The sequence below is a fragment of the Pedobacter paludis genome (genome assembly GCF_003173575.1).
GTDB lineage: Bacteria > Bacteroidota > Bacteroidia > Sphingobacteriales > Sphingobacteriaceae > Pedobacter > Pedobacter paludis.
The window spans coordinates 1-24,435 of record NZ_QGNY01000011.1; the positions used below are offsets into that span (position 1 = coordinate 1).

18 protein-coding genes are annotated in these 24,435 nt (G+C 45.0%); 3 read left to right on the forward strand and 15 right to left on the reverse strand.

From position 1 onward, the window contains the following. Positions 1-317: 317 nt before the first annotated feature. Entirely contained in the window at positions 318-728 is a 411-nt protein-coding gene (locus DF947_RS21240) for a response regulator (protein ID WP_056095195.1), read from the reverse strand. 1,036 nt (positions 729-1,764) lie between these two features. Between DF947_RS21240 and DF947_RS21245 the strand changes: the two genes are divergently transcribed. The 3 genes from DF947_RS21245 to DF947_RS21255 are packed head-to-tail and all read left to right on the forward strand — an operon-like array spanning position 1,765 to position 4,639. Beyond that, entirely contained in the window at positions 1,765-2,967 is a 1,203-nt protein-coding gene (locus DF947_RS21245) for a di-heme oxidoredictase family protein (RefSeq protein WP_056095197.1), read from the forward strand. A 2-nt stretch (positions 2,968-2,969) separates the two neighbouring features. Next, the gene (locus tag DF947_RS21250; protein ID WP_056095200.1) at positions 2,970-3,416 is read left to right on the forward strand and encodes a QcrA and Rieske domain-containing protein; all 447 of its coding nucleotides are present in this window, start codon (positions 2,970-2,972) and stop codon (positions 3,414-3,416) included. Next, on the forward strand, positions 3,413-4,639 hold the full coding sequence (locus DF947_RS21255; RefSeq protein ID WP_056095202.1) for a hypothetical protein: 1,227 nt from the start codon (positions 3,413-3,415) through the stop codon (positions 4,637-4,639). The genes DF947_RS21250 and DF947_RS21255 overlap by 4 nt, the downstream gene beginning before the upstream one ends. 66 nt (positions 4,640-4,705) lie before the next feature. Here the strand turns inward: DF947_RS21255 and DF947_RS21260 are convergent, their stop codons facing one another. The 14 genes from DF947_RS21260 to DF947_RS21325 all read right to left on the reverse strand — a co-directional run bounded on the left by DF947_RS21260 (position 4,706) and on the right by DF947_RS21325 (position 24,431). After that, positions 4,706-5,407, reverse strand: a complete 702-nt coding sequence (locus DF947_RS21260; RefSeq protein WP_146202961.1) for an HD domain-containing protein — start codon at positions 5,405-5,407, stop codon at positions 4,706-4,708. Positions 5,408-5,414: 7 nt separating this feature from the next. Then, entirely contained in the window at positions 5,415-7,364 is a 1,950-nt protein-coding gene (locus DF947_RS21265; protein WP_056095210.1) for an LTA synthase family protein, read from the reverse strand. Continuing rightward, positions 7,361-7,615 carry a hypothetical protein gene (locus DF947_RS21270; RefSeq protein ID WP_146202962.1) on the reverse strand — a complete coding sequence of 85 codons (255 nt, stop codon included), beginning with the start codon at positions 7,613-7,615 and terminating at the stop codon, positions 7,361-7,363. The genes DF947_RS21265 and DF947_RS21270 overlap by 4 nt, the downstream gene beginning before the upstream one ends. A gap of 98 nt (positions 7,616-7,713) precedes the next feature. Then, on the reverse strand, positions 7,714-7,890 hold the full coding sequence (locus DF947_RS22390) for a DUF2188 domain-containing protein (RefSeq protein WP_167398035.1): 177 nt from the start codon (positions 7,888-7,890) through the stop codon (positions 7,714-7,716). A 22-nt stretch (positions 7,891-7,912) separates the two neighbouring features. After that, positions 7,913-8,599: a DUF1345 domain-containing protein gene (locus DF947_RS21275; protein ID WP_056095215.1), complete on the reverse strand. Its 687-nt coding sequence runs from the start codon at positions 8,597-8,599 to the stop codon at positions 7,913-7,915. Between the two features lie 9 nt (positions 8,600-8,608). Beyond that, on the reverse strand, positions 8,609-9,352 hold the full coding sequence (locus DF947_RS21280; RefSeq protein ID WP_056095217.1) for a ZIP family metal transporter: 744 nt from the start codon (positions 9,350-9,352) through the stop codon (positions 8,609-8,611). After that, positions 9,342-9,875, reverse strand: coding sequence for a divalent metal cation transporter (locus tag DF947_RS21285; RefSeq protein WP_197413309.1), 534 nt, complete (start codon positions 9,873-9,875; stop codon positions 9,342-9,344). Before DF947_RS21285 ends, DF947_RS21280 begins: the two co-directional genes overlap by 11 nt. 3 nt (positions 9,876-9,878) lie before the next feature. After that, on the reverse strand, positions 9,879-12,071 hold the full coding sequence (locus DF947_RS21290; RefSeq protein WP_056095221.1) for a heavy metal translocating P-type ATPase: 2,193 nt from the start codon (positions 12,069-12,071) through the stop codon (positions 9,879-9,881). Positions 12,072-12,219: 148 nt separating this feature from the next. Further along, a complete protein-coding gene (locus DF947_RS21295) occupies positions 12,220-13,452 on the reverse strand; it encodes an efflux RND transporter periplasmic adaptor subunit (RefSeq protein ID WP_056095224.1) in 1,233 nt (410 codons plus the stop codon). Positions 13,453-13,462: 10 nt separating this feature from the next. Next, on the reverse strand, positions 13,463-17,845 hold the full coding sequence (locus tag DF947_RS21300) for a CusA/CzcA family heavy metal efflux RND transporter (protein ID WP_109932806.1): 4,383 nt from the start codon (positions 17,843-17,845) through the stop codon (positions 13,463-13,465). 104 nt (positions 17,846-17,949) lie between these two features. After that, positions 17,950-18,270, reverse strand: a complete 321-nt coding sequence (locus DF947_RS21305; protein WP_146202963.1) for a DUF6660 family protein — start codon at positions 18,268-18,270, stop codon at positions 17,950-17,952. A 419-nt stretch (positions 18,271-18,689) separates the two neighbouring features. Further along, on the reverse strand, positions 18,690-20,870 hold the full coding sequence (locus DF947_RS21310) for a TonB-dependent receptor (protein ID WP_056095233.1): 2,181 nt from the start codon (positions 20,868-20,870) through the stop codon (positions 18,690-18,692). Positions 20,871-21,586: 716 nt separating this feature from the next. Further along, positions 21,587-21,910 carry a hypothetical protein gene (locus tag DF947_RS21320; protein WP_056095240.1) on the reverse strand — a complete coding sequence of 108 codons (324 nt, stop codon included), beginning with the start codon at positions 21,908-21,910 and terminating at the stop codon, positions 21,587-21,589. After that, complete coding sequence (locus tag DF947_RS21325; protein ID WP_090985884.1) at positions 21,894-24,431, reverse strand: heavy metal translocating P-type ATPase; 2,538 nt, start codon at positions 24,429-24,431, stop codon at positions 21,894-21,896. Before DF947_RS21325 ends, DF947_RS21320 begins: the two co-directional genes overlap by 17 nt. Between the last annotated feature and the right edge of the window lie 4 nt (positions 24,432-24,435).

Below are 24,435 nucleotides of genomic sequence, written 5' to 3' on the forward strand. Positions count from 1 at the left end.
CTGTAAAATTGGGGAGAGAAGATTATATTTGACCTCCTTTAAGCTACTTGAATCAAACCCCAGAGGCAAAAAGTCGGCTGCACACTTTGGAATAAAACGGAGTGGATACTATTGCTGAAATCCCCAATTAAAACGCTTAAAACTAAGTAAAATTCGTGCAACGGTATCAAATATTAGTTGTGCACATTGGGAACCGAAAAACAACTTGTGCAATTTCTGTGCAAATGTCACCGCAAATTAACCGAATTAGAGTGCATAACTTATTTAGAAAGCCTTCATCCTTAAAACCCTCTGCTTACAGGAAATCGGGCCAGGTATTACAAATTCAGTTTCCCGAAGGTCGTCGCTCCAGTTTGGTGAACCTCCAAGAGGGCGTGTTTGATATTCTTGTAGTCGATAATTTTATGTAAAAAGCATACAGCGCCAGCTTTCTTTGCCTCCTCTATGTAAAAGTTTTCTATCTCTGAAGTTAGGACAATCACTTTCGCGTGGGGCCATTTCTTCAAAATTTCTTTTGTCAACTCAAGACCATTCAATTTGGGCATGCGCAGGTCCGTTAAAAATAAATCAGGCAAAGTCGAGCAATTTTCTGAGAAAGTAAGAAGCTCTCTGCCATCACTAAAAGCGCCAATGACATCAAAGCCACTTTCGACCAACATTTCTACCATTGGTTCCCGAAACCAGCGCTCATCTTCCGCATAGGCGAGAGTTATTTTATTTGCACTCATAACATTATTTTCCTACCACTATATTTCCTCGGAAAGCTTTTCTCAATATACAAAAATAAAATTATAGGGTTGAAAAGAAAGCTTTTATTGGCTCAAGAATATATTTTGGCTAGCGCAAAGCTTCTCTCAGAATATTTTCGTCAAAAGTATTGGTGTTCTCTGCAGTTAAGGAAATACAATTATCGCCTGCGGTCTCTGCGTCTAACCTTTTTACTAAAATCAGGATAAATTATTACCACTTCTGATAAAAATAGCTATTCCAATACCCCCACCTGCCAAGAAAATATTGATGTTACACGCCAATCTTCAACCAGAAGTCTTTAGTTAAGGAAACTTTTAAGAAGCCTGCTTCTAAAGTTTGTAAGTCTCACCTTTTTGATAAGGTTTCGAAGTCGACCAATTAAAAAGTGAGATAACATTGGTGATGAGGATTTTGATTCCATATAATGGAATGCTATCTTAGCCTTGAGAGCGTTAATTTAGATATCGGGGATATGGACACCGTTCAGTCCCCGTGTCTATTTCTAAACTCATTGCACATCTTGCCTTAGTGAACGCTAGTTTCATTTAGTTCAATTACTATTTTTCTGAAAAATGCTAATCCCACGGTATGGCGGCTATCGTGAATTGTTCACAAGAAAATGACTGGAACTTTTTTCCGTTTTGCACCAGTTACCTTTCTCCCAGATTAAATAAAAAGCCCTCGTTTTCGCTTTCAATTACAAATACTATTTTATCTTTTAGAAATGCCTTTCTCGTATAGCGCTTTCACCCAACACGGTCAGATGGAAATCGGTTTCTAATTTCCAAAACGAAACGATTCGAAGCATTCTGCACCAGGCGTAAAAGTACTGCGAAAATATAATGTTCTTTAATCCGGTTCGGTTGAAATGATCATCGCTTAAACACTTAAGCGTGGGACAGTTACAGAACGAAACAAAAAAAAACGGCAGCCCTAAAATATATTTTAGATAAACCTAAATTTATTTTTAGTCTTTTCTGTTTTTATTATTAGATTTACAAAAAATCAGATAACATGCAGAAAAGATTACCCATTGTCCTGCTTTCACTTATGAGCCTAGTTGCTATAATGGTGTCCTGTGAGAAGATAATCCCTTCTTCTCCAAAAGAGGATGAAATTCTTGATGGCCCGGTGGAAGGACTCAGCTATGACCAGCTCAGACGTTTCGCTTTGGGAGATGCGGCCTTTAACAATGAGATATTTACTCCTGCGAATGGCCTTGGTCCTGGCTTTGTTGCAACCAGCTGCGGAAGCTGCCATGCTGGAGACGGCAAAGGCCATCCCTTTACTACGCTGGTCCGTTTCGGGCAGACCGATGAGACAGGCAATAAATTTTTGGACCAGGGAGGCCCACAACTGCAGAACAGGGCTATTCCCGGGTACAAACCTGAGCAAATCCCAGCAGACGCCAGCTTTTCAAAATTTACACCGCCTGCCAATACCGGCCTTGGCTTTCTCGAACTGGTAGCTGATGCAGATATACTAGCTATGGCTGACCCCCAGGATCTGGATAATGACGGCATTTCTGGTGTCCCAAATTACGCAGTGCTTCCGTCATATGTTCAGGCCTTTAACAACGCTATTGCACTGAAGGGAAAATATATCCATCGTTTTGGAAAAAAGGCGGCAGCATATAACCTGCTCCACCAGACTGTTAATGCCTACAACCAGGATATCGGGATAACTTCAAGCTTTGATCCTGTGGATGCCTATACGCGGATGGTGATTGATCCTGAAATTTCCACACTTACAGTGAATAACGTGGTGTTTTATCTACAGACGCTAAAAGCGCCCATACAGCGCGATGCCGGAAATGCCGAAGTTGAAACCGGCAGGAAACTGTTCGAAAAGATCAACTGTTCAGGCTGTCACAAGCCTACCCTAAAAACAGTTTTTTCCCCAGTGGTTGCTCTATCCAACAAAGAATTCCATCCCTATACCGACCTGCTGCTTCACGATATGGGACCTGGGCTGGACGATGGTTATACGGAAGGATCGGCTAAGACCTTCGAATGGAGGACCCCGCCCCTATGGGGACTGGGACTTTCGATGAATTCACAGGGTGGATCTTATCATCTGCTGCATGACGGAAGGGCAAAAAGCATCGAAGAGGCGGTAACCCTTCATGGAGGAGAGGCATCTGCAAGCCGCAACAGGTTCAACCAGCTGTCTGGGGCAGAAAGAAATGCCATGCTGAGATTTTTAGAATCACTATAGAAATGAAAAGAAAAGATTTTATAAAAGGCTGTGGAATGGCCTGCCTTGGAGGCCTTGGGATCACCACGTTGATCAGTGGATGCAGCAGCCTGGTGCCGGCGACGGGCGAGATTGCAGGGGATAACCTGGTCGTAGAAATGAAGGACTTTGAAATCAGACAGGAAAAAAATGTCCAGTTCAAAAGATACATTGTAGTCAGCAATGACCTGCTCCGATATCCCATCTGTATCTACCGGCATGATGAACTGAATTATTCTGCACTATGGATGCAGTGCACCCACCAGGGAACCGAGCTCCAGGCTTTCGGAGACAGGCTTCAATGTCCGGCCCATGGAAGTGAATTTGACAATAAGGGCAGAATGACAAATGGTCCGGCAGAAGCAAACTTAAGAACTTTCCCCATTACCATAGAAAAAACCAGGATCAAAATTTCACTGAAGGCAGTATGAAAAAACTCTTTACGCTTATCATATCTATTGGTATCGGTCAGATGGCTTTTGCCCAGATCGACCCGAAACTTTTAAGGGCCAAACCCAGTGATACAGCAAAAAACTCACTCAACATGGATGCAGTTTATGAACGGCCTTTTATTGCCGTGGGAAAACTTCCGGTATCAGTGGGCGGGTATATGGAAGCCAACTGGCAGTATCAGGGTACAGACGGGATCTCTGAAGGACAGCAGTTCCAGTTCAGAAGGATGACGCTATTTGTAGCCTCAACCATTTCCAAGCGCATCAAGTTCCTTTCCGAGATCGAATTTGAACCTGCTGAAAAAGAAATAGCGGTTGAATTTGCTGCGCTGGATCTGGAACTGCACCCCTTGCTTAATTTAAGGGGTGGAATGATATTAAATCCCATTGGTGCATTCAACCAGAACCATGACGGTCCTAAATGGGAATTCACCGACCGTCCGATCGCCATGACACAGATGCTGCCTGCAACCTGGAGCAGTGCAGGATTCGGGATTTATGGCAAGAACTATAGCGGTGACTGGATGCTGGGCTACGAGTTATATGCCACAAGCAGCTTTGACGATTCCATTATTGCAAACCCTGAAAACAGAACCTCTCTGGCTGCCTCAAAAAGGAATCCGGAAAGGTTTGAAGAAATTGCAAGCGGGCAGCCGCTTCTAACGGGAAAGGTTGCGGTACGCAGGAACAATATAGGCGAACTCGGCGTATCCTATATGGGAGGTGTTTACAATAAATGGCAGTCGGACGGAATTGTTATCGATGACAAACGCAGGTTAAATGTTTTCGCCATAGACTTTAACACTACACTTCCCAAACTTAAGACCTTCATCACCGCTGAGTGGGCATGGATCAGGGTAGATGTTCCCGACACCTATTCCCAGCAGTTCGGGAGCCGTCAGATGGGCGGATATATAGATATTGTTCAACCTGTGATCAAAAAAACGATTCTGGGCTGGCAGCATTCTGTTGTAAGTTTAGCCTGCAGGGTAGAGTATGTGGACTGGAATGTAGGGAAGTTCAGGGAGACCGGCGGGAATATTGGTGATGAACTTTTCAGCGTAATGCCCGGCATCAGTTTCAGGCCAAGGCAACAAACCGTGCTGAGGTTTTCCTACCGAAAACAGTGGCAGAAGGATATCCTTGGAAACCCGCCTGCCAGAACCGGAGCGGTGCAGTTCGGGGTGTCAACCTATTTTTAATGATACCAGCCAGGATAAAAGCGACAAGAAGCCTAAGAGTATATCCCATTCATTGTCCAAATCCATTTAGGGTGTTTGGCCTGATTTATTTTTTATGCGTTCCCGCACCAAATGGATATTATTTTGCTTTCCCTGCGAGAGCATAGACTTGCAATAAGGCGTAAAAAAACGGTGGGCTGATAGAAATGCAAGTGTTTCTTTATCCCAATGGCTTAGGTCCACATCTGCCCTTTTCTGCATTTCGCGCGCAACCTTTGCATCGGTGATGAGAAATTCCTCATTGCCCAGGTTATAGGTATCCGCATCACAGATAATTTCTTCAAGGATATTGCTAGGGCTATGTGGAATGGAGGTGGAGAGTATGCAGCGGCCGATGGCGGAAATGATATCCGGTGCAATCCCTTTATCTGAAAGAAACTCTTCCATCAGCCGCACGCTTCGATGCTCATGGCCGGCAGGAGGCCCAGTTAGCTGCCCGGTGTCATGAAACCATGCGGCAGAGAAAAGTATGAATTCCTGAAGGTCATCCAGGCGAAAATTGGAAGCGATTTCCTGGGTCCTTTTGACCACAAGTCTGGTATGATCCAGATCGTGGTATGCCAGGTCAGCCTGCCAGTGCTCCTCAAAAAGATAGCTTACATAAGCTTGAACATCTCCTATAAGCATACTGAAGATGTTTCTGCGCCTGCGCTTAAAAAAGTATTTACCTGTTAGCAGGATCACAGACCCCGCTAGCACACAGATCAATAATAACTGATAATAATTCATAATATTCTTATTTTTTTAATCCGCCTGTCCTAAAGAGATAATAGGCACTCTGATAATAAGAAATGGCTTCCCTTCCAAGTGTTTCAGAAGATTTCGCCGAGGTCTGTGTATTGGTTTTGAAATCATAATGATAGCTCTGCGGAGGCTTCCTTGGACTGAGTACCACAAGGGTGTCGCTACGGAGATAACCGAGCTTTTGATAGGTTCCTAGCAAGATCCTTGGGCGGTACCCGGCTGATCTAACATCCATACCGAAGTTATTGCTCTCAAAGTCCCATTTCAACAGGCCGAACAAGGTTGGATAGAGATCTATCTGTGAGCAAAGGCTGGGAATTATTGAAGGGGGCTGTCCATTGAGGTTGTATATCATCGCCGGGATATGGTAACGGGAGATATCAATCTCGTTCTTTCCTGCGCTTTCCGCGCAGTGATCGGCAACGAATATAAACACGGTATTGCTGAACCATGGCTTTTTCCGGACCTGTCTTAAAAATTCCCCAATGGCATAATCGGTATATTTTACTGCGCCCTCTCTTCCCGTGCCTGGTGGGATATCTATCTTTCCTTTGGGATAGGTAAAGGGCCGATGGTTGGAAGTGGTCATGACAAAATCGTAGAAAGGTTTCTTTAACGAGTGCCTTTTATCCGCATCACGGATTACCGCAGCGAAAAGATCCCCGTCCGAAACGCCCCAGGCATTTTCAAAGCTCACTTCGCTATCGCTCAGGATGGTCCGCTTTCCCAGATAGGCATCACCCATTGTAAGCTTCCTCCCCCTATCTGTTATGTCATAGCCATTGCTTCCGAAGAACTGGTTCATATTGTCAAAGTAACCGTCCCCGCCATAAAAAAAGCCTGTGGAATACCCACGTTTGGAAAAAATACTGCCTATTGTGCTCAGGTTTGCATTATTGCTCCTCCTTACAATACTATTCCCCGGTGTTGGCGGAACGGCGAGGGAAAGCGCCTCCATCCCTCGCACGGTACGGGTGCCTGTTGCATACATGCGCTCAAATAGGATGCTCTCTTTGGCCAGCGAATCCAGAACAGGTGTCAGTTTTTGTGTATTGCCAAAAGTGCCCATATAATCAGCGCTGAAACTCTCCATGACCACCATGATGACATTGGGTTCCGTCTGGCCATTACCGGCCAGAACCGATCTACGTACCGAAGGACCTTTGAAAATAAACCTGCTAGAGGAAGAGGAGAGTTCTTTTCTTACCAAATTGAAGGCAAGCTGATTTGTGAGCATCGGATAAAACTGATCGTAGCTAAGTTCATTCGCCTTGAAGGCCGCTACGAAAGAATATATCCCTGCTTTGGAAATTTCTGCCGCATAACGGTTACCGCTTTTATCCCCCCAGGAGTTATCTATCTCGATCGTATAGAATATTGCTGTCAGAATGATCAGGGCTGTATTTACCGATCGACGGGCAAAAGGTGTAGCAGACTCGAAGCTCTTCCTGAACGCCCCCTTCATAAGATAGTTCCATAAAAAGGAGATTATGACAACAGCTGAAATCAAAAGCGGCAGCGGATAGGACTCGTTGATGTTGTGCACAACCTCATAAGTATAGACCAGATAATCTACTGCTATAAAGTTAAAACGGCTCTCAAATTCCCGCCAAAAAGTAAATTCTGCGAAAAAAGAAAATACCGAAATCAAGACCATCAGAAAAAGAAGGATATGGGTAAACACCTTGTTAAATCCAGTCCTGTTCCATTTTTGGGGAAGGATGAGCAGATAAAAGGCATAAATTACACTGAAATATGTGGCCACCCCAAGATCGAAGACGAATCCTTTAGCAAAGGCGGTGAGGATTTCTCCAAATCCCAGCCCCGCCTTTCCGAGCGAAATCGCAGTAAAACTGATCCTCAGCATGGTCGAGACACAGATGAAGAAAAAGATAAAGAAATATAGTACACTATATCGGCTTTTCATAAAAATCTGCTTCATGGTTTATTTTTAGATCCGGGGGTGTTGATAACAGAATCGTTGTTTTTTTCGTTGGTATCCTTGTCCCAATGTGAATTATAGAAATGTTTGGCTTTAAAATAAATGGCGAGTGCCAGCAGCAGCGCCAGTATCCAATAAAATACCATCAGGAAAACCGATTTCTTTGGCCCCTTGGCCTTTTTCTTTTTTGGAGCTGTTCCCCCACCCCTGGCAGCAGCAGGCCTGGGCCTGTTGTTTCTTTTGATCTGCATTTTATTCAATGTTTTAAGATCGGTCAGGAGCCTTGTGGATACCTTTCCGCGGTTTGGATTATATTTTGTGTGATCAGGGGATAGTCTTTGCACTGCCATTATCCCTCCAGGCTGATAAACCATTGCTGGGCCCTGTTGATGGCGACCTCAACAATATTGAGCTCGCTTACCTCTTTGGTAATTCTAAGCTCGTTGGCGATCTCGATCGCTTTTTCCCTTACCCTTGGGTCAAGGTCCTTCATCTCAAGTGGAAAATTTTCTGGTGTCCAGTCCATAGGTTTTTAGTTTTAAATTAAATTATTTTTGGATCATGCCCGAGAGCACATTGATTGTCAGGGCAACTATTACTGTATTAAAGGCAAATGAAAGAACACCGTGCATCCATGCAAGCCTTCGGATCCGTTTGGAGGAGATTTCTACGTCAGATACCTGAAAAGTCATTCCAACCACGAAAGCGAAATAGACAAAATCCATATAATCGGGATCTTCTCCTCCCGGAAAGATCAGTCCTCCGGGTTTTTCTATTTTTCCTTTCTTCTCATGCTCGATGTCACAGTAATAGAAATGTGCATATCGCATGGTAAAGACCGTATGAACCAACCACCATGAGCTAACCACGCAGAGCAACGGAATAACGATAGTCATAAAAAGGCCCTGATCGGTCTTTTCCGAATTTTCACGCAAAAGGATAATAATGGAAAAAAGACTGGCGAATGCAGCAGCTATGGCAAAAAGAAAAATGAGCGTCCTGCTTGAATCCTGCGCATGGGCATCGTGTTTTATCTGACTGGGATGCGAGGAGCTAATGGTTGTCCATGCAAGCGCTATGCTGGTTGTTGCATAGCTTAGCCATACAACCATCAACCTGACAGAGGCTTCCAGTTCCGTAGCATAGCAAATACCAAGGACGGCAAGAGCAACACCCAGGGAGAGGTAAAGTTTATGGTGCGCATCGAACTGACTGATTTTAGCGATAATATTCATCGGTTTAGATTAAATAATGAGCCCCAGAACCATAAACAGAAGAAATCCTAAGAAAAAAGCCGCGGTAAAAAATGGAGAATCCTTTTCTTCATGGGCTTCGACAAGAAGTTCCTCGGTAACTAAAAACAGTAATGCTGCGCTACCAAATGAGAGCACAAGTTCCAGTACTTTTTCTCCTGTAAAATGCAGCATAAAAAAACCTCCCCCTGTTCCCAATAGAAAAACCAGGCCAAATAGCGAGAGCACCCTGATCAGCCTCCTTTTGGAACTTCCAAGCTTGGTCAGCCTGGTACCTACTGCAAGTCCCAGCGAAAGGCATTCCATCGCAAGTGCCAGTGCAAGCAGGGTTCCTTCTTTTGATCCCGCTGCAAATCCTATCCCTAAAAGAAGACCGTCCAAGAGCAGGTCAATGCCTACCGCGATAAGCATTCCCCAAGGCAACAGCTTGCTGTCGTTTGTTCCGCCCATTTTGAGCTCAAGCCTGGCGGTATACCATTTGATCAGAAGCATGGCCGAAATACCCAAGGTAAAACCTATAATTATCGCGGTTGTATCATGGATCCTGATCATATCTGGCAAAAGCTCGACTGCCACGACTGAAAAAACTACCCCTGCAGCAAAGTGGAGGATCGTACTCTGCACAGCAGCCGTGGGCTTTTTCCAGGTTACGATCATTCCACCGACTATAAGTAAGACGACCGGAAACGCTGCAAACAGCAGTATGTTTAATGAAATAAGTTGTTTAGCCTGCATAATTCTTTCTTAAATAAAATCTATAGGCACCAAAGGAAAGGTACCCTAGATTGAGGTCGAGGCATGTGCCGATAAGAATCTCCATGGGGGTCAGGAACAGATATTTCAGCACTGAGCCAAGTGTCGAGTAAGGCAGATAGATGATGAAGAATAGAGGTACTCCGGTAAAGAGCACACTAAAAACAATTGCATGAACGGCAGGAAATATGAGATGCTCCACAGCGTCCATATCAGCGATATCGGCACCAATGTTCAGGACGATTGCCGGCACGCTGAATATGATCAACAGGTACAATACCCATTTTGGATAGTGTTTCCTAAGCGTTTTGGTCAGCCTGATACGGTCGCAATCCTGGATTGCAGCCATCAGGGGGAATGTATTGATCATTGCCCAAAGCGTTGCCAGACCATATTTTGCACCGCCCCGTGAATAGGTGGAAATACCTGATGGGTCATCGTCACTCGCACCGGTAACGATGCCCGGCCCCAGGGCTTTCAGGAATTTTTTAACCTTTTTGAACATGCCTTATTTTTTCCTCTTTTTCGGTGCTTTTTTATTATGTCCGTTGTCGTAAGCAAGTAAGCGCAGCGCATTAAACACTACGACCAACGTCGATCCCTCGTGGGCGATTACTGCCGGTCCGATCGAAGCGACACCCAGTATGGTCAGTGGAATAAGTGCGGCGACAACACCAAGGGAAATCCAGAGGTTCTGTTTAATGATGCCCCGGGCTTTACGGCTAAGCCCGATGGCAAAGGGAAGACTTTCCAGCTTATCGCCCATCAGGGCAATATCTGCTGTTTCCAAAGCAACATCAGATCCCGCAGCGCCCATAGCGATACCTACGGTACTTTTGGCCATGGCCGGGGCATCATTCACGCCGTCTCCCACCATCGCAACCATTTTTTCTGATTTGGCGAGTTTCTGTACTGCCTTGACTTTGTCTTCCGGCATAAGGTTGCCCCATGCCTCGGTTACACCGATCTGTTTAGCTACCGCTTCTGCAACCTGTTGGTTGTCCCCGGTTAGCATAATCATTTTTTTGATCCCCAGCTCTTCGAGTTCTTTAAGCACATGTTTTGCCTCTTCACGGGGAACATCCATAAGGGAAAGAATGCCGATGAAATCTTTATCGACCCTGACAAGCATTGAAGTATGTCCGCCCTTTTCCAGCTCTTCAACCTGTTTGAGAATATCTTCGGGTATTCCATCCTTTTCAAAAAGGGCCTTGTTTCCAATGAATACTTTTTTACCGTTGACCTCAGCCTGAACACCTCTTCCGGTAATGCCTTTCACGTTATGTGCCTCAGGAACGGATTTTTTCTTCATCTTTTCGAGTGCGCCTTTTACAATTGCTTCGGCCAGCGGGTGGTCGCTGAGTTTTTCAACTGCAACAGCAATACCCATTAGTTCCTCTTCTGACATGTCGTTCAGTGGAATCACGTTTGTGAGCTGGGGCTTGCCTTCGGTAAGTGTTCCGGTCTTGTCGAACGCGATGGCGTTGAGTTCGCCCAGATCTTCCAGTGGCCGCCCTCCCTTTATAAGGACTCCGCCACGTGCAGCCCTTGCAATACCGCTAAGTACTGCGCTTGGGGTAGAAATCGCCAAAGCGCACGGGCTGGCAGCAACCAGTACGGACATCGCGCGGTAGAAACTTTTGCTAAAAGGCTCATCGATAACCAGGAATGCAAAACATAGTGCGGTCACAAGAACCAGTACAACTGGAACGAAATACTTTTCGAACCTGTCGGTAAATAGCTGCGTTGGGGATTTTTGTTTTTCCGCCTCATTTACCATTTTGATCAGGCGTGAGATGGTAGAATCCTTGGCTTCCCTGATTACCTTAACCTCCAGAACCGATGCTCCGTTGATTGTTCCGGCAAATACACGGAACTGGGGCTTGATGGTTTTTTCGGCAGAATAGTCCTTTGATGCGTCCGGTACGGGTGATTTGTCCACTGGCACACTCTCTCCTGTTATAGGGGCCTGATTGACACTGCCCTCACCCTTTACAACCACTCCGTCTGCCGGAATCTTGCTGTTGGGCTTGATGATAATGACATCTCCAAGCTGAAGCTCTTCGATGCGCACTTCAGATTCCTTGCCATCCCGGACAACCAGGGCTGTCGGGGGAGCCAGACTGGTAAGGGCAGCTATGGATTTTCTTGCCTTGCCCATCGCATAGTGTTCCATCGCATGTCCCAGACTGAACAGGAAGAGCAATAATGCGCCTTCGGCCCAGGAGCCCAGGATCGCTGCGCCGATTGCGGCGACCAGCATCAGAAAGTCGATCTCAAAGCCACCTTTCAATATAGTTTCAACTGCTTCCTTGGCCGTAAAGAAACCGCCAAAGAAATAGGCTGTTATGTAGAGTGCAAGGCTTGCCCATTCGGGAACACCGTCTATGAAAGAAATTCCAAATCCTATCCCCAGCGCCGCGCCACAGATAAAGGCGAAGATCATTTCCGTGTTCTTCCCGAAAATCCCGCCATGTTCATGATCATGGCCTTCCTCTTCAGCATGGTCAAGATGAGCCTCTTTCTCCTTTTCAGCTTCTTTTCCCTTCCTGGATGGTTTTTCAGAAATAGGCTGTGAAGAAGTTTTGGTTTCTTCCTTTACCGGCTTCGCTTTTGTTTCTTTGGAATCTGAGCCTTCCTTCCGGACTACAGGCTTTTTGGCAGATGATTTGGTGTCGGATTTTTTCTTCTTGTTTTCCATATCGGGGTAAATTGATTTTTGTTGAATATTCAGGGCAACCGCTTTATCTGTATTCTCTGCCCGTGTGGGTTCACTTTTTTTAAAAAGATGCCTCCCTAACGAGGCACCTTTTATTCAATGTGTGTACTAAAAATTCTTTGTGGGGACTTTACTCTTCTTCGCTGTTCTTCATTTTTGACAGCAGATCATATGTACCTTTAAGTACAACCTTGCCTGTAAAATCCCGTCCCGAAGGCATAGTTACCTCTATATAACCGCCATCGGATATACCCGTTGTAACCTCTACCATTTCGAAATGATGGCCGGCCTCAGTGGCGCTTTCTTTGTTTCCCGACTCGTTTTTTGCTGGTTCCTTTGCCTTTTTTTCCGCCGAGTTCTGGACGAAAATGTATTTTTTGCCCTCAAAGTCTACAACCGCTGCAGAAGGCAAAGCCATTACCTGCACGGCACCTGTTTCGATGAAAGCCTTAAGGTAAGTACCAGGGATAAACCCGGCGCTTCCCTGGGCAATAGCATGAACGGTCACGGTCTTATCGGCATTGATCTCACCGCCTACCAGCTGTACGACAGCAGTACGCTGGGTTGAATCATTGGTGAGTGAAAAAAGCACCTTCTGTCCTTTTTTTACCTTTTGTGCATCTTTCTCGAAAACGTTGAGCTCAACGTGGAGATTCGAACTGTTTACGATTTCGAACATTGCATCATTGGGGGCCACAAATTTGCCCGTATTTACGTTAACCTTGGTTACATAGCCATTGATCGGCGAGTAGATATTTATCTGGCTACGGATATTGCCGGCGTTTAGCGAGGACGGATTGATATTGATCAGTTGAAGACGTTGCTTTAATGCATTTTCCCTTGCAAGATTTCCCAGATAAGCTGCTTTGGCCTGTTGGAGTGTTTTTTGAGCATTAACGTTTTGCTGGGCAAGGGTCTGTTGTCTTTTGTATTCAGAATCCGAAAGTTCAAGCTGGCTTTTGCTCTCCAGGTAATCCTGTTGCATCTGCACATATTCCTGATTCTGGAGTATGGCAATAACCTGACCTTTGCTCACCTTTGTCCCCTGTAAAAGCGGAGTGGATTTTACAATACCGCCCATCTGAGTGGTAATGCTCACCAGGTTCTGTGGTGGCACGTCAATAAAGCCATTTACTTTCAGCATACCGCTGAGTGCACGGAGCTCGGGACTTCCCAGCTCTATCCCTACAGACTTGAACTGTGACTGGCTGAGCTCTACTGAGTTGCTTTCCTCGGTGGCCGTGCTGTCTGCAGAGGCTTCTGTTCCAGCGCCATCTTTTTCCTTGCTGCCGCAGGAAGAAAGCACTACTGCCAGTGCCCCAATGTAAGATAATCGGCTGAGGGCTTTTAATATTTTTTTCATTTTTATATTGTTATTGACCTTTTAGGTACTGTAATGTGTATACTGATTGATTGTATTGGTTGATGGCCTCCAGATAGCTGAAGCGGATATCAGAGTAGGTACGCAGGGCCTGCAGATACTCTACATAGCCGATCTCCCCTGCCTGAAATGCAATCTGGGACTGCTTTAGGATCAGGTTGGCATTCGGCAGGGCACTGTTCTTATAATAGGCGATACTTCTGGAATTTTTCTGAAGGTCCTGGAAGGCCTGCTCATACCTTCCACGAAGATCTGTCTGGGAAAGGATAAAATCGCTTTCGGCTACCTGCTTATCTATCTTTGCGGCTTTTATCCTTGAGGAGAAAGGCTTAAAGAAAAGCGGTATGGAGATCCCGGCGGAAACTCCCTGAAAACGTTTGCCTCCATTAAAATAAAGATCCTGACCGCCAACATTCTGTGCTCCGATAATGGACTGGTTGAAATAGCCGATACTGAAATCGGGGCCGGAGCGTGAGCGCTCGAGCCTTACCGTCTTGTCGGCAATATCTATCTGCTGGGCCTGCAGCGCAAGAATTGGATTTTCTGATGTAATGGTATCAGCCTGGCTAACATTCCAGACTACCTGGCCAAAGTCCGCGTTCATGATACTGATCTGTTCCCTGGTATTGAGCAAACGCTTAAGTTCGGCGGTATAGGCAAGGATATCAGCTTCGTTCTTGCTCATCTGGTTGCGAACCTCATTATACTGAGTTTCGGCGGTAGTTTTTTCAAGCAGATTGGTCTCTCCTGCCTGGTACCTCAATGAGGCGGCCTTCAGAAAGTTACTGTAAACACTGTCCTGGCTTTTGTAAAGCTTTTGAAGGGCAATGAAATAGCCCAACTGGGCGTAAACGCTTTTCACCTGATAGGAAAGTTCTCTTTGTGTTACCTGAAGGCCGATTTCGGCTCCCCTGATCTGCGCATCATACAAGTTGCGCTGACTTTTGAACAGCCCCGGATAGGGTATGTTCTGAGAGGCCGAAAAGTTATTGTCGCGTTTGATGGTATTCATCTGTCCGTACTGCACCTCAAAGCTGGTCTTTCCAAGATCTGTTGAGGATCCCCTTAGCGCCTGTTGCCTGCCAATCTGCAGGGTTGAGGATTTCAAAGCCTGGTTATTACTCAATGCTGTGCTCAAAGCCTGCTCAAGGCTCATACCCTTGGTGGGAACCGTCTGCGCCTGCGCCTGTCCCGATAAAATGAAAAGTCCAAAAAACACCGCTAGGGTAACTACAGTTGTTGGAAGGGCAGTTTTTTTGCTTTTCCAACCTTCAAAATAAGTATATAGCACTGGAAGTACGATTAAGGTTAATATGGTGGAAGTAATCAGTCCCCCGATTACTACGGTTGCTAACGGTTTCTGCACCTCAGCGCCTGCTGCACTGGATATTGCCATTGGAAGGAACCCAAGAGAGGCTACAGTTGCGGTCATCAGTACAGGTCTCAGACGGATAGCAGTTCCCTTGAGGACAATGTCCCTTATACTATATTTATCCATTTTTTTCAATCTGTTGAATTCGGTAATCAGTACGATTCCGTTGAGCACGGCTACCCCGAATAATGCAATAAATCCAACACCGGCGGAAATGCTGAAAGGCATTCCCCTCAGGATTAATGCAAATATTCCCCCGATTGCGGCCATCGGAATAGCAGAAAAAATCAGTATCGACTGTTTTACAGATCCAAATGAGAAATACAGTAATAGCAATATCAGTAAAAGTGCAACCGGAACGGCAATAGAAAGCCTTTGTGTCGCCTCTTTTAAGTTTTCGAACTGCCCTCCATAGGTAATGTAATATCCTGCGGGCATTTTGATCTGTTCGTTTATTTTCTGCTCAATCTCTGTTACCACACTCTGGATATCACGGCCACGGACATTCAGCCCCACTATGATGCGCCGTTTGGTATCCTCACGTTGAATCTGGTTAGGGCCGATCTTAAACTCTATGTCAGCAAGTTGGTCAAGGGGAACCTGATTGCCGTTCGGGGCAGTCACATAGACATTTTTAACATCATCAATACCCTGGCGGTTCTGTTGGGAAAGGCGAACAATGATATCGTAACGCTGCTCTCCCTCGTATACCAGCCCCGCAGACTGTCCTGCAAAAGCAGTATTGAGTGCCTGGTTAACCGTTCCTATGCTCAATCCATATTGTGCAATCCTATCACGGTTGATCTTTACCACTATCTGCGGCAGACCGGTTGCCTGTTCCAGATAGAGATCTTTTGCGCCCTCTACACCCGAAACAATTTTCCCGATCTTTTGGGATATACTGGTGAGGGATTCGAGGTCATCTCCGAAAACTTTGATCCCAATATCCTGTCTAACTCCCGAGATAAGTTCATTTGAGCGTAATTGGATTGGTTGTGAAAAACCGAAGCTCACGCCGGGAACTTCTTCAAGTGCCTTACTCATCATCTCTGCCAGTTCTTCCCTGTCATGGGTAGTGGTCCAGTCTTTTTTATCTTTGAGTATTATGGTCAGATCACATGCTTCCATTGGCATGGGATCGGTAGGAATCTCGGCAGCACCAACCTTACCAATTACTTCTTTCACCTCTGGAAATTTTTCTACAAGGATTTTTGAAGCCTGATTTACTTTATCAATAGTCTGGGAAAGGGAACTGCCGGTAAGTAGCCTGGTTTCTACCGCAAAATCACCTTCCTCCAACGTGGGAATGAATTCTCCCCCCATCCGGGTAAAGATAAAAATACTGATGACCAGAAGAACAACCGATGATGCCACAACAATTATTCTTTTATTGAGTGCAGCCTTGATCATTGGAGTGTAACGGCGCTGAAAAAAATCCATCATCCGATCTGAAAAATTCTTTTTGTGGGCAACTTTTTTGCTTAAGAACAGCGAGGAAACCATAGGAACATAGGTAAGGGACAAAATAAAGGCTCCCAATATGGCAAAGGAAACGGTTTGTGCCATAGGACCGAACATCTTGCCTTCAATACCTACAAGGGCAAGGATGGGAAGATAAACGATCAGAATAATGATCTGTCCAAATGCCGCAGCGCTCATCATCCGCACGGCAGATTTTTCAACCTGCTCATCCATTTCGGCCTGTGTATAAGCGCGGCCAAGCTTATTCCCAGAGAGGATGTGCATTGTGGCTTCCACAATAATTACGGCCCCATCGACGATAAGTCCGAAATCTATCGCGCCAAGACTCATCAGGTTTCCCGATACGCCAAAAAGGTTCATCAGGGAAATCGCAAATAGCATGGCAAGCGGAATCACTGAGGCAACAACCAGCCCGGCCCTAAAATTTCCAAGAAAAAGAACCAGGACAAAAATAACAATCAGGGCGCCCTCGATGAGGTTTTTGGCTACTGTGCCCATGGCACGATCAACAAGCGCACTTCTATCTAAGAACGGCTCAATGGTTACCCCCTTCGGTAGAGTTTTACTGATTCTGTCTATCTTAGCCTTCACCTGTTTTACCACGTTATTGGCATTTGCGCCTTTCAGCATCATTACTATACCGCCAACAGCCTCACCTTCACCATCCTTTGTTGCACGGGTAAGTGCGCCATAACGGATGGAACTACCGATCTGTACGGTGGCGATATCGTGGATAAGCACCGGGATTCCGTTCGCATTGTTTTTGACAACGATCTTATTGATGTCATCAAGATTGCCGACCAGGCCTTCGCTCCTAATAAAATAGGCATTTGGCTTTTTGTCTATATAGGCGCCCCCCGTGTTCTGGTTGTTCTGTTCAAGGGCTGCGAAAACATCGCTGATGCTCAGGTTAAGGCTCCGCAGCTTATCGGGATCAAGCGCAATCTCATACTGTTTCAAAAGGCCACCGAAACTGTTGACCTCTGCAATGCCCGGCGTACCAAGGAGCTGTCTCCTTACAATCCAGTCCTGGATGGTGCGCAGCTCGCGCGCGTTGAATTTCTTTTCGAATCCAGGCTTTGCATGGATCACGTATTGGTATATCTCCCCAAGACCTGTTGATATGGGTGATATTTCTGGATTACCAAGTCCTGATGGGATGTTATTCTTGGCCTCGGCAAGCTTTTCGTTTACCTGTTGCCGGGCCCAGTAGATGTCAACATCATCATGGAATACGATAGTTACAACCGAAAGTCCGAACCTTGAAATGGAGCGTACCTGCTCTATTTCAGGTATGGTGGACATGGTCTGTTCTACGGGATAGGAAATAAGCCTTTCTACCTCCTGGGTAGCAAGGGATGGGCTAAGGGTTATGACCTGAACCTGATTATTGGTGATATCAGGAACGGCATCAATGGGAAGTTGTCTCAGGGAATATACGCCCCATGCGATCAGCCCCAAAGTGAACAGGGCTATTACAAGCTTATTCGCTATTGAAAACTGAATAATTTTTTTCAGCATTATTTGTTTAATTAAGTAAAAAATAAAAAAACCAGATCAATGCACAGCGTAGCCTCGTATGGATTATACGGGCAAAAACATAGCATCGAAATGAAGATCGATTTTTAACTTAATTTAGGCGGCTGCCAAACAGATAATGGTAAAGAGATAACCTCACCCATGTAAGCTTCATTATATTCTGAGCTTATTGGTTTTGAGATTACCACAAGAGGTGTTGAAGAAATAACTTCAGAAGTGGTATTACAGCAGGAACAAACGCAGAACGGTGAACAGAAATCACTGCGTTCTTTTTCTGTAGAATGGGTTGTTATGCTTTTTTCAGTTAATGGTCCACCATGCAACTTACCCATAGCCAATACGTCAGCGCATGGAATGCAGCTGAGTATTACGATAATGAAGCAGAGAAACAAACTGGATATTTTCACTTTCAAAATTTTACCAAATATATAAATTTATTTAGGAACATTTTTTTTTAGTCCTGGTTTGAAAAAATTTAATACTTTTTTATTAAAATAATCATAGCCTATAGGTTTTCACCCATCATTCAAAAGTTCCACCACTTGAACAACCAAACGGAAACCTTCTTTGCCCAAATCAAAAAACTTCATATAATCTGGGTAAAAAGGGAAGGAAGTTTTCATTTATTGATGAGATAAGTCCAGAGGTAAGCCTGAATCTTCCACTAACAGACCTTATCGGCCAGCATAGACTCTTCTGATGGGAAATGTCTTTTAACCGCACCGAAAGCTTCAATTATTCAGCCAGCCAGGGATTTTTTGGCCATCAAATCCCTGGCCCGGCTAAAATGTGAATCCACTACCCAGAAAAGTCGATTACTACAGGTTTAAAGTTTGAATTTTATCCCTCCGTTTACTACAAACCCATCTACAGGCGCATAGATGTCCCTGAAAACAGGGCTAGTAATGCTACCTGTATAGATCGAATCAAAGCTGGTCTGCCTGGTGTCCGTTAAATTCTCAAAATTCACAAAAATTGAAAACCGTTCCCAAAGCTTTTCTGCCATCAGACCAGCTGTCCAATAGCTTTTACCAGTGGCACCATCGTTTAACTTCTGTTTGCTGAAATAGTATGCTTCGGCACCGATCTTCCATTTATCTTCAAGCTCATACATCAATACATTATTTACCCTGTGCTTTGAAACCAGCGGATAATTTGTGCTGGTGCCTCCTGTATGCTGGTTCACATCCGCTAATGTATAACCGATGAAAAGTTTAAAATCACCGTAGGTTACTTTGGCATTTGTTTCCATTCCCCTGGTATCTAAATTACCTTTAGGCTGAACATAGGTCAGGTTGGCTCCATTAGCAGCAGTCAGCAATATCGGGTTATTGATACGGGTATAAAAAAACATCTGATTGATGCTGAATCCAACCGCTCCGTCAAACAATGAGGTGCGATAGTTAACATCATAGTTGGCGCCATAAGAGCGTTCCGCCTTTGTATTGGCCACATCTAAAGGCGCTACATTTCTGAACTGGATCCGCTCAGCATCTTCGGTAAATACAGTTGGTGCCTTATAACCCAGACCACCGCCTAATCGGGTAGAAAAATGTTCATTGATCTTCCACAATCCGGAAATTCTTGGTAAGAAGAAAAATCCGTATTCATTGTGGTAATCTCCCCTTACTCCTGATTCAAGACTAATTTTTTTAGATATGTTCCAGGTGTTCTGTGCAAATGCCCCAATGGTATTATAATTGTAACTTCTGAGTGCATTGTCACTGTTCTGGTCTTCCTTAAAATTGTCGGTCAAAAAGTTCACCCCCAACACCCAGTCTGCTTTTTCTCCGTTACGGCTATAATTGGCCTCACTGTAGGTTGACACTTGAACGCCTGAAAAAAGGTAATTTGGCAACCCAATACTCCGGTCGTAATAGCTCACCGAATTGCGGATAACAAGCTTTTCCTTTTCGCTCAGTCTATGATCCAACTCAACCTGAGAGCTGTAACGCCCGGTTTTATTCTCCTCAAAATAAGAATGGGCAGCACTGCCATTTCCCTTCACATATTCCAGGTCGCCGCCAATCCGTTTTTCAGTTGTGGCGTTGATTCCGGCCAAAAGCGTAGTCGCATCATTGAAATAAAAATATAGTTTGGGGTTCAGGGTGAAACGGTCAAACTTGGGGATAGCGGTTAAGCCAATATCAGAAGGATCATAGGCAGTCCCTTTGTTGTATGCACCATAAACCGTGATACCTATTTTATCAAATTTCTGTCCATAAAAACCACTGGCATCCAGTCCCAAAGCAGAAGTACCGTTTAAAAGGAAATTAAGCTGACGCGCTTCAGTCGGTTTTTTAGAAACCAGGTTCACCAGTCCAGCAATTGCTCCACCTCCGTAAAGGGTGGACGATGAACCTTTGATCACCTCTACCTGCTGCAAATCCAATGGGGCAATCTGAAGCAGGCCCAATCCACCCGAGAAACCAGAGTATAATGGAAAACCGTCCCTAATGATCTGGGTATATTTTCCGTCCAGTCCCTGTATGCGGATACTGGAATTTCCGCTGGTCGCAGAAGTCTGCTGGGTCTGGATGCCTGTGCTTTCTGCCAGCATCATGCGGATGTCGCCAGGTTTCATATTACCTTTTTCGTCCAGTTCTTCCCCGGCGATGACCTCAACCCGTGTAGGAATATTATCAATGGTACGGCTGCTCCTTGTAGCTGAGATCACTACATCCTCTAGTTCCTGGTCTTCTTCAGCTGCAGTAAGTAAAATAGTCAAAACGTTAGTTTCAGCAAGGGGAAAGGTCAGCGTATCAGTTTTGGTCTGATAGCCTACATAACTAAACTGAATGATCTGTTTACCTGAGGGTATACCATTAATACTTGCATTACCTGCACTATCTGATTTAGCGCCAATGGTCGTTCCAAGAACTTTTAACGTAGCTCCTGGAAGTACTTGGTTTGTCTTTGCGTCTTTGATGACGGCTTTATATCTATTTTGGGCAAAGGCGGTAACTGTAAACAACAGTATAGCCAAAACCACAATCGTTCTTTTCATAATGATCTTTAAATAATGATTTCGATAAATATGTCCGGTTAGGACGAGGGAAAAATAAACTACGAAAGTTTGGGCGGCTGCCAGATAGAAATTGAAATGGCCTGTAGCTGAAGTGGGATGTAAGCCGTATTATGCTGTACAGGTAAAAGCTGGGCCGCAAAAACGATCGTTGTCCGTGTAGTGATGGTAAAGCCGATACAGGTACCACAGACATAAAACGGTGAACAGCCTTTGCAACAATTATCGTTATGTTCACTGCAAGCATGTTTTTCCGCTTTATCGGTTTTCAGTACATGGCTATCTTCTCGCGCTAAAGCGCAGCATGGTACCGCGGTTAGCGTATATACGATGAGAGATAAAACCAGGGCAATGAATTTCACGGTGTAAAAGTATAAAATTTACTAATACTCTGTGTTGTTGTTATGTGATATAATAGATTGCAAGATCTGTAAATGAAGAATAAGAGCCTGGCACCCTCAAATTTGACTGTCCAATTGATTGGGGTTATTTCGCAAGCTTCAAGGCATCAGCAAACTCACCGGACAGGGGGACTGTTTATGATAGCTGTGGGGGATGCTTCCACGTCGTGCTCGACACGCTTGAATTCAATTTCAATACTATTTGCATCGGTTGTAGAACAGCCTGCATTTAAGTGAACATAAGGTAACAACCCCTTGGGTCACCGTCGTTAGGCTTTCCGAGGGATCCCAGGTTGATCACATGTTTGAACTTTCAATATGGGGTTTCCAAATTCTGTGATACGGCTTGTGGAAGTGCACCACAAAAAGCAGATCTGCATCAGCTTCTTTAAGCATTTCCAAAACATAGTCTGCATCTGTGTCTATCAGTATGTATTCATCTATACTACTGGTACTGCCGTGCGCGAAAACAAGATTTAGTTTTTCACCGCTCAGTTTATATTCTAACCTGATATGCGCCGGAAGCGTTTTCAAATATCCCCTGTTATCCTCACGCAACGGCCATCGGTAACAGCATCTGCCTTTTTCCTCTACTAAAAAAATATCAGTCGATTTTGGCATTTCTCAATCTCAGGGAATTCAAAATAACGGAAACCGAGCTAAAACTCATCGCGAGTGCAGCTATCATGGGAGAAAGTAAAACTCCAAAAAACGGATATAAAATACCAGCCGCTATCGGAATCCCCAATACATTGTATCCCAGGGCAAAAAACAGGTTTCCTTTGATATTGCCCATTACTTTATGGCTCAACAACCTTGCTTTTGCGATCCCGTTTAAATCCCCCTTCACCAATGTAATCGAGGCACTCTGGATAGCAACGTCTGTTCCCGTGCCCATGGCAATCCCGATATCAGCCTGGGAAAGTGCAGGGGCATCATTGATGCCGTCACCTGCCATGGCTACCTTTTTGCCTTCGGCCTGTAGTTTTTTTATTTCATTCAGCTTATCTTCAGGCAACATCTGAGCTTTGAACCCATCCAGATTTAAAGTTGCGCTTACTGCCCTCGCTGTATCCTCATTGTCTCCGGTAAACATGATTACCTTGATGCCTTCCTGCTGGAGCTTTAGAATAGCAGCTGTGCTGGAATGCTTGATCTTATCCGAAATCACAACAAACCCCACTGCTTTATTTCCAACGGCCAAATAAGAAACCGTCTTGCCCTGCCTTTGAGCGGCACTAACCTGCTCGGACAGACTAGGATCAATCGCCGCTTTAACATGCTCCATCAGTTTTTGGTTCCCCAAAGCCAGTCTTTCCCCATTCAGACTGCCTGTTACGCCCTTCCCGGTAACGGCCTCAAAGTCGGATATAGCCTTAACGGATATTTCGTTTTCCTCCCCATAACGCAAAGTTGCCTGTGCCAATGGATGTTCGCTGCTGCTGTTCAAAGCCACAATTTTCTCCAGGATCTGTTTTTCGGTAAAGCCCTTATCTACGCTAACCACACTTTCAACCGAGGGCTTTCCCTCTGTAACCGTACCAGTTTTATCGATGACCACTACATCAATAGCATTCATTTTCTCAAGAGATTCCGCATTTTTGATCAGTATACCAGACTGAGCGCCCTTCCCTACTCCCACCATTACCGACATTGGGGTAGCCAGGCCTAGCGCACATGGGCATGCAATAATCAATACCGCGATTGCATTTACAAAAGCATAAACATAGGCCGGATCGGGGCCGTATACTGCCCATACCACGAACGTTACAATAGAAATCAATACCACAACAGGCACGAAATAACCTGAAATTTTATCGGCCATCTTTTGGATGGGCGCTTTTGAGCGGCTGGCGGAATTGACCATTTCGATGATCTGGGAAAGCAGTGTTTCTGAGCCTACCTTTTCGGCAAGCATGACAAAGGTCTTTTTACCATTGATGGTTCCTGAACTGATTTTATCCCCTATCTTTTTCTCAACAGGAAGGGGTTCTCCTGTGATCATGGATTCATCAATTACAGCTTCCCCGTTCTTAATACTACCATCCACCGGAATTTTTTCACCAGGCTTTACCCTCAGCAGATCTCCTTTCTGAATATCATCAATAGATACTGATATTTCCTTATCCCCGACCACTTTTGTTGCTGAATTAGGTGCCAGCTTCAACAGCTCCTTAATGGCGCTGTTGGTTTTGCCATGCGCCCGGGCTTCCAAAAGCTGACCGAGCAGTACCAGCGTAAGAATCACGGTTGCCGCCTCAAAATAAACGAAAACGGTGCCGTGATGTGTTTTAAACTGATCAGGAAAAACTCCGGGGAATAGAAGGGCGACAATACTGAAGCCCCAGGATACCCCGGCACCAATCCCAATCAGTGTAAACATGTTCAGTTTCCAGGTAATGATGGATTGCCATGCACGCTGAAAGAACATCCAGGTTGCATAAAAGACCACCGGAATAGAAAGAAAAAACTGAACCCAGTTCCAGTATTTAAGTTCCATTAGATCAAACAAAGGATTGCTGGGAATCATTTCCGTCATGGCAATAACAAAAATGGGTATGGTAAAACCTGCTGCAATCTTGAACTTTTTGAGCAGGGTTTCATAAGTTTTATCTTCTTCTTCAAGGTTTGTCCCTGTAGGTACCAGGTCCATTCCGCAGAGCGGACATGATCCTGGTTTGTCCCTGATAATCTCGGGATGCATGGGGCAGGTAAATTGAGATGCCTGTTTCTTGGCAGGCTGTTTTACCAGGTCCATCCCGCATACAGGGCAATGACTTGGCTTATCATAAGTCTTCTGACCTTGACAGTGCATAGGACAATAAAACAGGCCTCCCGCTTCATTTTTATCATCATTTTCAACCTTGGGACTTTGCTCATGGGTTGAATGATCATGATTAGGATGTTCTGAAGATTTTAGAACATGTTTTCCCTGAACTGCCATTTCAATACCGTAATGTCCGGCGGCAGAAAGAGCCTCCTGCAGCTTTTCCGTCGGGATATGTTCTTGCATAGTTATGACGGCTTCAGCAGGTTCAAGGGTCACCTGTGCAGAAACGCCATCAATCGCATTCAGCACATTTTCGACTTTGCTCCGGCAGCCCTGACAGCTCATTCCGGTTATTTTATAGGTGTGTTCCATGTTT

Excerpts from the sequence above, each read along its gene's own strand:
- DF947_RS21325 (WP_090985884.1), bottom strand. The coding sequence starts at position 24,431 with ATGGAACACACCTATAAAATAACCGGAATGAGCTGTCAGGGCTGCCGG.
- DF947_RS22390 (WP_167398035.1), bottom strand. The coding sequence starts at position 7,890 with ATGGACTGGACACCAGAAAATTTTCCACTTGAGATGAAGGACCTTGAC.
- DF947_RS21245 (WP_056095197.1), top strand. The coding sequence starts at position 1,765 with ATGCAGAAAAGATTACCCATTGTCCTGCTTTCACTTATGAGCCTAGTT.
- DF947_RS21285 (WP_197413309.1), bottom strand. The coding sequence starts at position 9,875 with ATGTTCAAAAAGGTTAAAAAATTCCTGAAAGCCCTGGGGCCGGGCATC.
- DF947_RS21270 (WP_146202962.1), bottom strand. The coding sequence starts at position 7,615 with ATGCAGATCAAAAGAAACAACAGGCCCAGGCCTGCTGCTGCCAGGGGT.
- DF947_RS21310 (WP_056095233.1), bottom strand. The coding sequence starts at position 20,870 with ATGAAAAGAACGATTGTGGTTTTGGCTATACTGTTGTTTACAGTTACC.
- DF947_RS21255 (WP_056095202.1), top strand. The coding sequence starts at position 3,413 with ATGAAAAAACTCTTTACGCTTATCATATCTATTGGTATCGGTCAGATG.
- DF947_RS21250 (WP_056095200.1), top strand. The coding sequence starts at position 2,970 with ATGAAAAGAAAAGATTTTATAAAAGGCTGTGGAATGGCCTGCCTTGGA.
- DF947_RS21290 (WP_056095221.1), bottom strand. The coding sequence starts at position 12,071 with ATGGAAAACAAGAAGAAAAAATCCGACACCAAATCATCTGCCAAAAAG.
- DF947_RS21320 (WP_056095240.1), bottom strand. The coding sequence starts at position 21,910 with ATGCCAAAATCGACTGATATTTTTTTAGTAGAGGAAAAAGGCAGATGC.
- DF947_RS21295 (WP_056095224.1), bottom strand. The coding sequence starts at position 13,452 with ATGAAAAAAATATTAAAAGCCCTCAGCCGATTATCTTACATTGGGGCA.
- DF947_RS21265 (WP_056095210.1), bottom strand. The coding sequence starts at position 7,364 with ATGAAGCAGATTTTTATGAAAAGCCGATATAGTGTACTATATTTCTTT.
- DF947_RS21300 (WP_109932806.1), bottom strand. The coding sequence starts at position 17,845 with ATGCTGAAAAAAATTATTCAGTTTTCAATAGCGAATAAGCTTGTAATA.
- DF947_RS21280 (WP_056095217.1), bottom strand. The coding sequence starts at position 9,352 with ATGCAGGCTAAACAACTTATTTCATTAAACATACTGCTGTTTGCAGCG.
- DF947_RS21275 (WP_056095215.1), bottom strand. The coding sequence starts at position 8,599 with ATGAATATTATCGCTAAAATCAGTCAGTTCGATGCGCACCATAAACTT.
- DF947_RS21260 (WP_146202961.1), bottom strand. The coding sequence starts at position 5,407 with ATGAATTATTATCAGTTATTATTGATCTGTGTGCTAGCGGGGTCTGTG.
- DF947_RS21240 (WP_056095195.1), bottom strand. The coding sequence starts at position 728 with ATGAGTGCAAATAAAATAACTCTCGCCTATGCGGAAGATGAGCGCTGG.